Raw genomic sequence first — 13432 nt, forward strand, 5'->3', positions numbered from 1 at the left:
GCTGAAAGTGGCGTATAAAGCTTTCAGCGACATAAAAAGGGGCATGCCTATGTCTGACAACAGTATCATTAACGAGAACAGTTATAATCTGACACCGATGCTATATGACATCCGTGGCTTTTTTATTCTCACCTTTGCCTATCGCAACACGCTATCCTCACAGGTTAAATTTTTCGCCGAAAATCTCAAAGGCAAGCATTTGGAATGTGCCATTGGCACCGGTACCTTCACGCAAATTTGCATGAAGCACGCCCGCAAAAAATTAAAAGGTCAGGAATTCTCGCTGGTCGGGGTGGATTACTCCAAAGCACTCATGGGTGGAGCGAAGAAAAAGCTCAAGGGGGCGGAACTGGCCATTGAAGATCTTCGCAATATGACCTACGAAGATGAAACCTTCGATACCGCTAACCTGCCTAATGGCTATCACACCATTGGTGGCATAGATGAAGCCATGCACGAAATCGTGCGGGTACTTAAAACTGGCGGAACCCTGTACATGAATGTGCTGTTGTATCCCGGCGAGGGCTTCATGAACAGCCTAAGCGCAAAAGTGAATGATTACGGGCAAAGCATCGGTATTTTGAATCGCCCGTATACTCGGGAAGAAGTGCTGGAAAGCCTGCCGAAATTTGGCTTGCGTCTCGATGATGAAAAGACCATTCAGAACTGCATTTTTCTGAAGACCACTAAAATATAAAATCAGTCATCCACAAACCGCATTGTTAGGGCAGACGAGTCGTGTTGTTCAGATACCTCGTCCGCTTTATGCTTTATCGCCAGTATTTGGCTACGAATATTTAAAAACGTGCTCACCATGTCAGGGTCGAAGTGCGAACCGGCCTGAGACTGAATATAATCAAACGCATCCTCTTCGCTCCAGGCTTTCTTATAAGGCCGCACCATGGTGAGTGCATCGAAAACATCGGCAATGGCCACAATTCTGCCAGACTCTGGAATGGCGTCGCCTTTCAAACCTGAAGGGTAGCCCGAGCCATCCCACTTCTCATGATGTGTCAGCGCCACTTCGGCGGCGAGTTTGAATAATACCGCATCACTGTTATTGAGGATCTCATAGCCAATGCGGGCGTGGGTTCGCATTACCACCATCTCTTCTTCGGTAAGACGGCGAGGTGCTTTTAAAATAGCATCGGGAATACCTATTTTACCGGTATCGTGCATAGGGGCTGCAAACTCCAGCAGCTTGGCCCGTTCGGCAGACCAGCCAATGGCTTGCGCCAGTTCACGTGCATACGCTGCCATTCGCCAGATATGCAGGCCGGTATCATTGTCGTTGTAGTGGCCTGCTGCTGCTAACATGCTAATGGCACTTAGTTGGCTTTGTGCCAGCTCCCGGGTACGCATTTCCACTTCCCGTTCGGTCTGTCGCTGCTGGTGTGCCAGGGCGATATGGGTTTTAACCCGGGCCAGTACCAAGGCGGGTACGATGGGTTTGGCAATATAATCCACGGCGCCCACTTCAAAACCCCGCTCTTCGTCTTCACCTTGTCCGAGTGCGGTGACGAAAATTACCGGAATCCCCGCCGTTTTAGGATTGGCTTTGAGCTGCCTGCACACTTCCAGACCATCGAGATCTGGCATCATGATATCTAGCAGGATGAGATCCGGTGTGGCTTTGGCCACAATTTTCAGTGCAATTTCACCGGACGGTGCCACTTTCACCTGATAGTGCTGGATCAGAATGTCTTTGAGGATATCAATGTTTGCTGGTTCATCATCCACTACCAGCACGCTAAATTCTTTCACTGTAAGCTCGTCATTTCTGGTTGCGTCATCAGCGGCCGTAGAAGGTCGCCCGCTGCTTCAAAATCATACTGAGATACTTTCTGTATGGCCTGCTTGAGTACCCAGCGATGCGCTGACTGTTGATAATTATTGTACAATTGCTGCAACGCGTCACCTGCATTAGCGTCGTAATCTTCCAGCAGATGAATAATTTTGCCTAGCTCTGCTGAAATAGGTTGCTCGGGGGCCGTGGTCGTTGTCTCCGGCGACATGACGGTTAAGCTGGCCACCGCTTTTTTCACGGTTGTGTCTAACTCCCGGGCGAGCTCTGCTGCCCCGGTGAGTTTGTCCTGACTGTCTGTGAGCTCACTGAATTTTCTAAACTGTGTCAGTAGTCGGCTGGCACCAATATTACTGGCATGCTGCTTAAGCGTATCGAGTTCTGCATGGGGTAAATCATCATGAAAGGCGCTGACGAGTGCAGACACGTGACTGCCGTAGTGCTGATAAGTTTGGCAGAACGCCAGCAGTGCCAAATCAAAATCATCATGTTTCGATGGTAAGGTGAAATCTTCCGGGAGTACCGACGGGTAACTAACGAAATCATCAAGCGCAGTCAGTAGCTCATCATAGTTAATGGGTTTCGATAACAGGGCGCACATACCGGAATCATGCACTAAGTCTGTGATCAGGGCGGGATCTTCGGTAGACATACAGATAATGGGCACAGTAAGCCCGCTCCCCAGGATCAGGCTGTCTGCGACTTCCCAACCGGGTAAATCAGGCAGTTTATTGCTGATAATAAGGGCGTCGAAATGTTCCTGCTTACACAACGAAATACAGTCTGCTCCTTGTTTTACTGAGTGGGGCTTGATGCCGGAGGCAGAAAGCTGTTGAGTGAGTACGGTTTGGCTAATATCGTCATCATCAACAATAAGGATGCGCTTGCCAGACAACCGGTGCTCAATCATGGCGGTTTCTTCCAATGAACGGTATCCCGCCTGATTCATCCCTGAACCCGTGTGTTCGCTGAGAAAATTGTGCAGCGAACTCTGGGTGAAGGGTAACTGCATCACCACAGCCTGATGCAGTCCGTGGGCCGCAAGCAGTTGTCGCATGTCTTGCTGATTACCCGATGTCAGAATACGCAATCGGGAATAATCGAGGCTACGTTGTTTAAACGCCTCAGATAACGCTGCCATGCTTTGCGCAGAAATGTTGTCTGCAAGAATTAACAAATGGGTGGTTTGTTCCGGCAGCGAGTCGGCCTGATGGGTATGACAAAAGGCATGAGGTACTGCCAGGGTTGCCAAAGTGCCGTTCAGATAATCCACTGCGGCAACGAGTTTGTCATCTAAACAACAGATGGTAAGAAACTGGTGGGCGCCCAGCGATGGTAATGGGGCAATATTCGCATTACCTGCGCGTAGCAGCTCCAGCTTGATCACAAATGTGCTGCCTTTATCGGTTTCGCTGTCTACCGCGATACTGCCGTGCATCAGTTCAACCAGGTGACGGGTTATACTCATACCAAGACCCGTACCGCCGTATTTACGGGATATCGACGCGTCGGCCTGGGTAAATGGGTCGAACAGATGTTGTAACTGTTCTTCGCTTAAACCAATGCCCGTATCACTGACGCGCAGTTCAGTGAAGATACGGTTGCCGGGCAAGGTTTCCAGTTTTACCGACACCACAATTTCACCATGGTGGGTAAATTTCACCGCATTGCTTACCAGGTTGTTGAAGATTTGCATGAGTCGACTTTCGTCGCCAAGCAGCGGTACAGACATATCACCATGCATATCGAACAGTAAGAGTAATCCTTTACTGTGGGCTCTGTCCTGAAACATGACCGCCACTTTTTCTAACAGGTCATTAAAACAAAATGGCTGTATGTCTAAATCCGTTTTACCCGCTTCAATTTTGGAATAATCGAGTATGTCAGAAATGATACTGAGCAGGGTGTTGGCGCTGTGCGTGGCTTTTTCAAGATAGTCTCGCTGCAGCACCGTTAACGGCGTTTTCAGCACCAGGTGGGTAAGGCCAATAATGGCATTCAAGGGCGTTCTTATCTCGTGACTCATGTTCGCCAGAAACTCACCTTTGGCGTTGTTCGCCCGTTCAGCCTGGGCATAGGCATCCCGCATGGCTTCTTCAATATTTTTACGTTCACTGATATTGCGAAACACGCCCACGTAACCCCTTGGCGTATCGTATTCGTCAACCAAAGGCACCGCGGTAACCGATACCGGGAATATGCGTCCATCTTTATGGGTAAAATAGGTTTCTTCAGAGAAGTAAATCTCGCCGTTTTTGATGGTTTTAAGTAAAGGACTTTGCTGCACAGGAATAAACGCCCGCTGTGGAGACTGAAACTGAATGGTGTCGTGAAAACGACGGGTTTGTAGCTCTTCCAGAGTCCAGCCTAGTAACCTCGATGCTTCTGGATTCAGAAAGCGCGTATGACCGATGAGATCTACCGAGAAAATACCCTCACCAATAGAATCCGTTATGCTCTGATAAAACCGCTGACTGTCTGACAGGCGCGTTTCCAGCAGTTTCTGGTGGGTAATGTCGGTCATGATCACCACATATCGAACTGGCTTATCTGTGGTATCGCACACTGGCACTACCGTGGATGACACCCAAAATACGTCACCGTTTTTAGTATGGTTATGTATTTCGCCGTGCCACACTTTGCCACTTCCGGCGGTGTCCCAAATGGACTTGTAGGTTTCTTCGCGGTGATAGCCACTGCGAAGCAGGTCAAGCCGGTTGCCGATCAGCTCTCCTTCACTGAACCCTGATATTTCACACAACTTGCTGTTGGCGTAAAGAATTTCCCGGTTGCTATCGACCACGGCAATGATGGCATGTTGATCGATGGCTTGCCGTTGGATCTCAACTTCACGTAAGGCTTCGTGACGCTCACGGCTCAATTGCGTCATAAGCTCTGCAAGACCACTAAGGTCGCCGCTGTCTTCGCTAAGGGGCGGCTTATCGAGATCCCGGAGCAAGGTGTTGGCCGTATGTTGTAAGGCGCTCAACGCTTGTTGTTGGGTGACGGCGTCCTGCCGCGCTTGTTCTAATGCTTCGGTAAGTTCTTGCGAGCTCAGGCGGATACTGCGGTCGCGGATTTCCACATCCCGTTGCTGTTGTTGATAACTTCCATCAACCCGTTTTACAAAGGGGATCATGCCGTTAAGCAAGGTGAGAATAGCGGGAGGTAAGGTGTTGTCTTTTGCGTAACCGGCTAGCTCATCCAGCCAGAGTTGCGCTTCCTCAACGGTACCAAAGCCCATGGTTTTCTTTAGTTGCCTGAACAGTAACCTATGCATCGGCAGTCACTCCAAATAACGTGACTATCATGGTTTGATTGTGCAGTTTGCACGAGGTGTTAGGACTGAGCGGCGCAAATTCGCCGTTCGAGTAAAATCCGCATAGCGGCAACTGGTTTGCGAATGCACTGCTGAAGGCTTCCACTTCCTCTTCTACCTGATCGCCCATGACAACCTTTCTGGCCACACAGCTAACAATCAGCGCAAAGCCGGGTATCACCTCATCACCCAATTGCTTTTTAAACAGTGCAGCGGCATCTTCGGCGTCGCTGATTAAATCGTTCGCTGAGGCGTGGCTCAAGCGTAAGTATGCGTCTTGCATTATTTTACCGCCCAGTACCAGGCTTCCTTCTGTCTCGTCGATACTGTATAGCGCTCGCAGCAATCCAGAGGTTTCGTCGTAGGAGTTCATCATCTCCAGCGGAAACAGCAGACCGGACACGGGTAACTGGCTCGCGTAATCGCCAAGGTATGTCTTGTAGATATCCAAGGCCGGTTTGCCGTCAAGTTCATAAAGAATATTGTTATCGCTGCGGGTAACCTGGCGAATAGGGCCGAAAGGTTGCCATCCCCGGATAATGGCTTGCTGAACGCGCAGCGTCGGCCCGTAAAAGCCCACAGCCACCACTTTGTCATCACTAATGCCGTGAGGCGTGAGCACGAAAGTTCGGGTGTAGCGGGCGTAATCGCCGGCCATTCCTCCGCACACCAATACTTCATCACCCAGCACTTCATGGATGCCGTTAAACAGTCCGGTAGGCAGGAATTCTGTTCCCCGTGTGAGCAACATGACGGCGCGAAGGTTATCGCCATTTAACGCGGACCCTACTCGTTGCCCGCAGTCGTGGTAATGATTGTTGTCTACGCTATCTATAAAAACCCGTGTTATTCCGGCCCCCTGAAGATCTATGACGGTAATGACAGCGGTACCCTCAAGGGCATCGGCACCGGCAATCTCACCACTGGCGCTACAGCCCACCACGGGAACGTGATGCTGTGAAAGTGCATTTAAGAAAGTCGAGTGTGAGAAAAAGGTCGGGCTGGCAAAAACAAGAATGATGTCGGCAGGCTGCGCGAGCAAGCTTTCGATGACATCGATATCGGTATCGACACTATGAATAATCCGTTGAGTCACTTCCATGAAATAGCACCAGACTAAATGCGTTCGGGGTTACGCTTAAATTTAGTGTCAGAATCCGCTTTATGCCATTAATTTTATTAAATATACGGCTATATTCTATCAGTTTGCGAACAGGTTAGCGGTGAACGCTGGGACGGAAGATCCGCAAAAAGAGGGCACCGCCGCAGGCGCCGGCAATGATCTGCAAAGCCAGGCCTAAAACAGAGCGGGTTCCAGCAATAAGATGAAACTGCAGAAGATGCTCCATGAGCAGTAACATAACTAACATGGCAACACCGGTTGCCACAGGAACGAGGACTCGGCGAGCAGAAAACCTGGCGGTCATAAAGCCCGTTACCGAAAGAGAAACAAACAAAGCCGCAGCAATCAAGCTTCCGTAAATGGGCAGCAAGCCGACAATATCATGCAGCGTTGACGATGCTAACGTTGATAAATCGATGCTCACGCCCAGCTCTGCCAACGACAGCAGTACCATCTGAGTGTGAGATACACTGGCGAGAATGTAGGTTACCAGCCAGGCAGGAATGAATGCCCGGGTAAATGAGGTTGCGGTAGCTAAAGGCATGCGTTGATTCGTTGTGTGTTTCACGTCATAGTGCTGCTTTTCTGGTCGGCATCTTTTCACGACAGCGCGTAGATCTCAAGAAGGAGTTGAATACACATCATGACATTCCGGGCATTTCACCGTTTATTATTGCTTTTGGGGGTACTGGTTTCGTTTGCATCGACGGCACAATCTAACACCTATCAAGCAAAGAAAATGTCAGTGTGGTCACTTAATCAGCCGTGGGCGCTAACGCAACTACCCGACAACAATTGGTTAGTGACAGAACGTGATGGCCAGGTAGTGATAACGGGGGGCGTAGAAAGCCTTGTTCGCATACCGTTGGCGCTGCCAGACCTGTATGTTGCCGGGCAGGGCGGATTACTGGATTTGGCGCTGTTTGCTGATTTTGCCGTATCCGGAAAAGTAATGCTGACTTTCTCCCAAGGCACCGAAGAGGCTAATCATCTGGCGGTGGCTACCGCCGTGTTTAACGGCGAAAGCTTTTCCGACATTTCCGTTATTCTTACCGTTTCACCAGACAAAGACACGCCGGTTCACTATGGCGGTAGATTGGCATTATTGCCAGATGGCACCTGGCTGGTAACAACGGGTGACGGTTTTGATTACCGTGAAGAGGCGCAGCGGCTGAACAGTATGCTGGGTAAAACCCTGCGTTTTAACGCCGACGGTTCAGCACCTGAAGACAACCCGTTTGCTGAGCAGGCACCTTATGTCTTTACCTACGGGCACCGGAACCCGCAAGGTCTGGTTGTAGATGCCGCAAGTGGCGCTATTTATGAACACGAGCATGGCCCTGACGGTGGTGACGAAATCAATCTTCTGACACCGGGCAATAACTATGGGTGGCCGGTGGCGACTTTCGGCACGGATTACTCCGGAGCACAAATATCGCCATTCACCCGTTATGCAAATATGCAGTCGCCCCAAGTAAACTGGACGCCGTCTGTTGCCCCTTCTGCAATGGCGATTTATCGTGGCCAAATGTTCCCGGAACTTAACGGACAATTGCTGGTAACAACCTTAAAAGCACAACAATTGTTGGCGGTAGATCTTTCAGCTACGCCTGTTCAGCAAACCGCCCCGTTTGCTACCATAAATCAACGTTTGCGCGATGTGGCGATAGGTCAAGACGGGGCAATTTATGTGCTCACAGATGGCAAGGAAGCGAATATTTTGCGTATTGCGCCGCGTTAGCAAAATACACCTTGATTGCCCAACCCGAGATCGTCCGCGGTTGCCTTTCCGGCACTGGCGAAGTGGAAGTTTACCCTATTGATCATTCCAACATTGAATGTTGCCTGACATGCCGTATAAACTAGCAGGCCGGACACCTCAGGGGCCCGGTTTTTTATGCGTATTTTTCTACCCCACGTTTTCACAAGGAAGACAGAATGAAACCATTAATGGTTCTGCGAAATCTGATGCTGGTGTCTTGTCTGGCGCTGGCTGCTTGTCAGAGTGCTGCCGACGAGCCCGTTACCTTCGAACAGGCAACCATTGTTGCTGGTGGTAAAAGCCTAAGCGTTGAATATGCCAAAACGTTTGAGCAACGGGCGCAGGGATTAATGTTCCGCAAATCACTGTGTGATGATTGTGGTATGTTGTTCCGCTTTAACCCGGCACGTATGGCCAGCATGTGGATGAAAAATACGTTTGTACCTCTGGATGTAGCATTTATCGACGGGAACGGCGTAATTACCGATATAAAACCGCTGGAGCCACATGACTTAACGTCTGTGGGATCGTCAAAAGCGGTAGAATTTGCGCTGGAAATGAATCAAGGGTGGTTTGCTGCGAATAACATCAGCGTAGGCGACCAAATCAAAATCAATTACTAAACCAACCAGTCGTTGGTTAAAGCTCGGAGAAAATCGTGTCGAATTCTCTTAATATCGCCAAGTTTGGCGGTACCAGTGTAGCCACTTATCTGGCTATGAAAAATTGTGCTCGCATTGTGGCGGGTAATCAGGCAACCCGTATTGTTGTTGTAAGTGCGCAGGCCGGTGTGACTAATCACCTGGTAAGTATTGCGCATACGCCGCTAACCAGCGAGCAAATTAAGGACACTTGTCAGGCGATCATAGATATTGAAATGGCCGTGCTGAACGAAATTAAAGATAAGGCCAGCGTAGCTGACAAACTGGAAGATTTGTTCGAAGAGTTACGTGGTCTGGCAAATCATGAAGAAATTCTTCATCGTGACGACCTCAAAGACCAACTGCAGTCTATGGGCGAACGCATGTCGTCGCTGCTGTTCAGTGCAGTATTGGCAGAAGAAGGTGTAGACACCTTAAACTTCGACGTACGTAAAGTGCTGCGTACCGACAGCGAGTTTGGTGAAGCTGCACCACAGGTAGATGCCATTGGCGAGCTTTCAGAACAATTGTTACGCCCTGAAATTAGTAACGCCATCGTGGTTACCCAAGGTTTCGTGGGTGCCAATGAAGAAGGAAAAACCACGACGTTAGGTCGCGGTGGTTCTGACTTCACGGCGGCACTGCTGGCAGAAGCTTTGAATGCCGATAGCTGCGAGATCTGGACTGACGTTACGGGTGTTTACACCACAGACCCGCGCATTGTACCTGCTGCTTATCCGTTACCGGAGCTGAGCTTCGAAGAAGCCGCGGAAATGGCCACGTTCGGTGCCAAAGTACTGCACCCGGCCACCATGGAACCAGCACTGCGTAAAGACATTAAAGTGTTTGTAGGCTCCAGCAAAGAGCCAGAAAAAGGCGGTACCTGGATCATGCGCGACTGCGACAATGAGCCACCACACCGCGCGATTACCCGCCGTAAAGAGCAGGTTATGGTAACCGTGAAAACACCGAAGATGATGTACGCACAAGGCTTCCTGCAACAAGTATTTGGTATTATTGCCAAGCACAAGCTCAGTGTTGATTTGGTCACCACGTCTGAAATTTCAGTATCGTTCACACTGGATAATCCGGCGAACTCTGTGGCACAGCGTTTGAACAAAGAAACCATTGCCGAGCTGGAAACCATCTGTGATGTGAAAGTGGAGAAAGGCTTCGATCTCATCACGGTTGTGGGTAACAACATGCAAACCGCAAAAGGGGTGGCAAGCCGTATTCTTGGTGCGGTGGACGACTTCAACCTGCGCATGATTTGTTTCGGTGCAAACCCGCACAATCTGTCCTTCCTGGTAAGCGAAGAAGACAGTTCTGCCATTGTGCAGCATCTGCATAAAGAGCTGTTCGAGTAAGAACAATTAACGGGTAGCCTTGGCTACCCGTTTTTATTTCCTATGTCAGATTCCCTCTCCATTCGTTCTTACAGCAAACAAAAAGTGGGTCACACCCACGACTTTCATCAGTTGGTGCTACCGCTGCGTGGTGTCATAAACATTGATCTGGCGGGGTTCAGCGGTAAAGTGGCGCCGGGAGAATGTGTGGTGATCCAGGCCGGTGAGTTACATCATTTCACGTCAGAAACTGAAGCGCGTTTTGTGGTGGCAGACATGTTTTCGCTGCCGGAAAATCTTTGTGCAGCGTCATGGCTGGTATTTACCATCAGTCAGCCGCTTAATCGCTATTTACAGTTTATCGAGACCCAACTTGAATATCAGGTAGACTCGTCATTAGAAAAGCTCACCTTCGATACCTTCACCAGTTTATTGGCGGCACAGCGAGTAGCGCAAACCCGTGATCGGCGGATCAGTGCTGTGGTCAGTTTTATCGATGACAATATTGGCAGTGAGTTGGATATTGGCACGCTGGCTCGCATCGCCTGTTTAAGCGCAACCCAGTTTAAGAAGCTATTCAGAGAACAAATGGGCGTTTCCGCCGGACATCATGTAACCGCCATGCGCATGGAAAAAGCCAGGGCACTGCTGATCCACACAGATTTGCCCGTTCAACGGGTAGCAGAAACGGTAGGCTACCACGACTTATCTGCATTCAGCCGCCGCTTCTCAGCCCATTTCGGATTACCGCCTTCGAAGCTGTTTAGCTGAAAGTACTTTTAGAATTGTTGCAAATAAGTGCGTCTTTTTAACCTTAGAAAGCGTCTTATTAGCAAAGATGTTGATTCGCGATAGCGATACTATGTTAACTCTTTAAAGGGATTCAGGAATTATCGTGACTAATCAGCATAATCATGCGCTTGGACTTTTCGCCATTATCATCGCCAGTTTTATGTGGGGCACAACAGGCACGGCGGCCAGCTTTGCACCCGACGTGAGCCCGTTAGCCATAGGCGCAATCGCCACCGGCGGAGGCGGTTTGCTCATGTGCCTAAAAGCTTTGCCTCAATTGCTGAAGCAACGACACATACTTCTCCAATATAGCAAAATTGTTCTACTGGGGAGCCTGAGTGTTGCCATTTATCCGCTGGCATTTTATTCCTCCATGCATTTGGCCGGTGTGGCAATTGGCACCGTGGTTTCTATTGCCAGTGCGCCCTGTTTTGCGGTTTTACTTGAGTGGGTACTAAACCGTAAACCCATAACGGCAAAATGGATTGTCAGCTTTATTCTGGGGGCAACAGGTATTCTGCTGCTGGCAATGGGTAAACCTGAAAGTGCCGAGCTTGCTGCAACCGCTGAGCAGCGAGAGTGGGGCATTGTTTTAGGACTTATCGCGGGCCTCACATACGCCGCCTATTCCTGGGCGGGCAGAGCCCTTATTACCCGCGGCGCGTCATCTGGGGTATCCATGGCAAGTCAATTTGGTGTGTCAGCCTGTTTATTGCTGCCTTCGCTGTTATTTACCGGTGACAACGTATTCGCGTCTGCTAACAATGTTTCGGTAGCTTTGTATATGGCAATACTACCTATCTTCGTCGGCTATCTGCTATTTGGTTTTGGGCTGAAATCGGTTGATGCCAGCACAGCAACACTGATTACACTGCTCGAACCTGTGGTTGCCACTATTCTTGCCGTACTTGTTCTCAATGAACGCTTTTCGCTATTGGGTTGGGGCGGAATTGTGTTAATTGCGGCCTGCATTGCCGTACAAATAGTCAATCGGCCACCGGCTTTATTCCGTCGCCGATACGCTTTCAGGAATGTTCGCTGAATAAGATAAGTCACTCAGCATGTAGCAGTCCCGCCCCGATGATTTTGCTTTATACAGTGCGTCATCGGCTCGCTTTAGCAAGAAATCGGGGTGCAAAGGTTCGCCACTGCGTTGACAGGCAACGCCAATCGACAAGGTGAGAATTTGCTTCGAATCGTCTCTGCCTTTATGGGGAATAGCAAGGCGACGAATTTCGCCCAGTAACGTTTCTGCTACTTTACTGGCTGCAAGGATAGAGGCTTCTTGTAAGACAATCAGAAACTCTTCTCCGCCGTACCGCACCACAAGATCAGAGTTTGCCCGGGTATTGTTGCGCAGTACCGTCGCCACATTCACCAGTACCTTATCGCCTTCTGCATGGCCGTAAACGTCGTTATATCGCTTGAAAAAGTCCACATCGGCAATAAGCACTGCCATTGGTAATTTACCAGACCGCAGTGGAAGGGGGAGGTTGTCAAAGTATTTGTCTAAATGACGCCGATTCGACAAGCCGGTGAGAGGATCGGTATTACTCATTTTTTCCAGCTGTTTATTGTGCATCAATACTTCGGTGCGCTGATGATCGATGAGGGCGAACATCTCATTGAGTTTACGACCCAACCGGAATGCTTCATTGCGACCGGTATACACTTCCTGACAAGAGAAGTCGCGATTACGCATGGCATAACTCACACTGTCGTGAATATGAGAGATGGGCCTGATCAGCTGGTGGTTAATCCAAATATAAAACAGCGCGATCACAGAAAGCGTGATCACCAATCCCACCAATAAGCTGGGGTCGAATAAGGAGTCGCTGTATTGCCGTTGTCTTGGCTCTATGGATAACGCGAACAGCGGAACATTCTGTTTACTGTTTACCGACATATAGAGCCGGCCAAAAAAGGGTTGGGTGTGGGTTACGGTAGGCTGGCCGTATCGCATGGCAACCGCATCGGCGCTGGTGGGCATCTGTAAAATGGTATGAAACGCGATGTCGTTGCTAATGCCAAGAGTGAGGGCGTCGACAAACGATTGGTTGATGTACCGCCAGATAAGTAGCGTGCCTGCTGATTGCCCTTCGTTCTCAGACTGCAGCACATCGTGATACACCACTACGGCAGGCTTGTCGTCGATTTGCGTGAATACGCTGTTCTCGCTGGCCGGGAAAGTCACCAGATCCCGGCCTAGTAATTTTGTCAGTGTGTCTAGCTCTTCAGGCACTATTACGTCGCCATTTTCATTGTAGCTACGACCACTTATGATGTTGCCATCGGTGTTGTACAGATACCAACCGTTCACCCCTATGCGCCGGTAAGACTCGTAGATAACAAAATTGGTGCTAAACCACTCAGCATCGTTATTCGAGGCCGCGTCGTACATGGCATCCCATACGGCGCTGTCATAAACCAGCTTGTGTAGCGACTCGAGCTCCTGATTTACTTGCGATGCAACGCGTTCAAGATCCTGCTTGTCACCATCTTCCGCCATGGCTTCAAAAGTGGGGAGGATCCAATAATATCTGATCAGCGTTTGCGCAGTAAGAATGGCCAGACATGCCAGGATTATCCCCAGCATGAGCTGCATTCTCAAAGTATTGGATTTATGATTCAAAGCAAACGTAATC

The 13432-nt window shown here is 49.6% G+C and carries 11 protein-coding genes; 6 read left to right on the top strand and 5 right to left on the bottom strand.

The features are described 5' to 3' along the window. Positions 1-49: 49 nt before the first annotated feature. The gene (locus BFC18_RS03795) at positions 50-697 is read left to right on the top strand and encodes a class I SAM-dependent methyltransferase (protein WP_170826558.1); all 648 of its coding nucleotides are present in this window, start codon (positions 50-52) and stop codon (positions 695-697) included. A 2-nt stretch (positions 698-699) separates the two neighbouring features. Here BFC18_RS03795 and BFC18_RS03800 read toward each other — a convergent pair whose 3' ends face one another. The 4 genes from BFC18_RS03800 to BFC18_RS03815 all read right to left on the bottom strand — a co-directional run bounded on the left by BFC18_RS03800 (position 700) and on the right by BFC18_RS03815 (position 6790). After that, positions 700-1764 carry an HD domain-containing phosphohydrolase gene (locus BFC18_RS03800; protein ID WP_070123862.1) on the bottom strand — a complete coding sequence of 355 codons (1065 nt, stop codon included), beginning with the start codon at positions 1762-1764 and terminating at the stop codon, positions 700-702. Next, positions 1761-5084 carry a PAS domain-containing hybrid sensor histidine kinase/response regulator gene (locus BFC18_RS03805; protein ID WP_083272899.1) on the bottom strand — a complete coding sequence of 1108 codons (3324 nt, stop codon included), beginning with the start codon at positions 5082-5084 and terminating at the stop codon, positions 1761-1763. Before BFC18_RS03805 ends, BFC18_RS03800 begins: the two co-directional genes overlap by 4 nt. Then, on the bottom strand, positions 5077-6225 hold the full coding sequence (locus tag BFC18_RS03810; RefSeq protein ID WP_070123864.1) for an FIST signal transduction protein: 1149 nt from the start codon (positions 6223-6225) through the stop codon (positions 5077-5079). The genes BFC18_RS03805 and BFC18_RS03810 overlap by 8 nt, the downstream gene beginning before the upstream one ends. 115 nt (positions 6226-6340) lie before the next feature. Beyond that, positions 6341-6790, bottom strand: coding sequence for a hypothetical protein (locus BFC18_RS03815; RefSeq protein ID WP_070123865.1), 450 nt, complete (start codon positions 6788-6790; stop codon positions 6341-6343). A 195-nt stretch (positions 6791-6985) separates the two neighbouring features. Between BFC18_RS03815 and BFC18_RS03820 the strand changes: the two genes are divergently transcribed. The 5 genes from BFC18_RS03820 to BFC18_RS03840 all read left to right on the top strand — a co-directional run bounded on the left by BFC18_RS03820 (position 6986) and on the right by BFC18_RS03840 (position 11829). Next, positions 6986-7987, top strand: coding sequence for a PQQ-dependent sugar dehydrogenase (locus tag BFC18_RS03820; RefSeq protein ID WP_170826559.1), 1002 nt, complete (start codon positions 6986-6988; stop codon positions 7985-7987). A gap of 197 nt (positions 7988-8184) precedes the next feature. Continuing rightward, a complete protein-coding gene (locus BFC18_RS03825) occupies positions 8185-8631 on the top strand; it encodes a DUF192 domain-containing protein (RefSeq protein ID WP_070123867.1) in 447 nt (148 codons plus the stop codon). Between the two features lie 35 nt (positions 8632-8666). After that, the gene (gene lysC, locus BFC18_RS03830) at positions 8667-10016 is read left to right on the top strand and encodes a lysine-sensitive aspartokinase 3 (protein ID WP_070123868.1); all 1350 of its coding nucleotides are present in this window, start codon (positions 8667-8669) and stop codon (positions 10014-10016) included. Positions 10017-10058: 42 nt separating this feature from the next. Then, entirely contained in the window at positions 10059-10766 is a 708-nt protein-coding gene (locus tag BFC18_RS03835; RefSeq protein WP_070123869.1) for an AraC family transcriptional regulator, read from the top strand. A 124-nt stretch (positions 10767-10890) separates the two neighbouring features. After that, positions 10891-11829, top strand: coding sequence for a DMT family transporter (locus BFC18_RS03840; protein WP_070123870.1), 939 nt, complete (start codon positions 10891-10893; stop codon positions 11827-11829). Here the strand turns inward: BFC18_RS03840 and BFC18_RS03845 are convergent. Next, positions 11791-13383 carry a sensor domain-containing diguanylate cyclase gene (locus tag BFC18_RS03845; RefSeq protein ID WP_070123871.1) on the bottom strand — a complete coding sequence of 531 codons (1593 nt, stop codon included), beginning with the start codon at positions 13381-13383 and terminating at the stop codon, positions 11791-11793. The genes BFC18_RS03840 and BFC18_RS03845 overlap by 39 nt on opposite strands. Between the last annotated feature and the right edge of the window lie 49 nt (positions 13384-13432).

Origin of the sequence: Alteromonas confluentis, assembly GCF_001757105.1 — a bacterium.
Classification (GTDB): domain Bacteria; phylum Pseudomonadota; class Gammaproteobacteria; order Enterobacterales; family Alteromonadaceae; genus Alteromonas; species Alteromonas confluentis.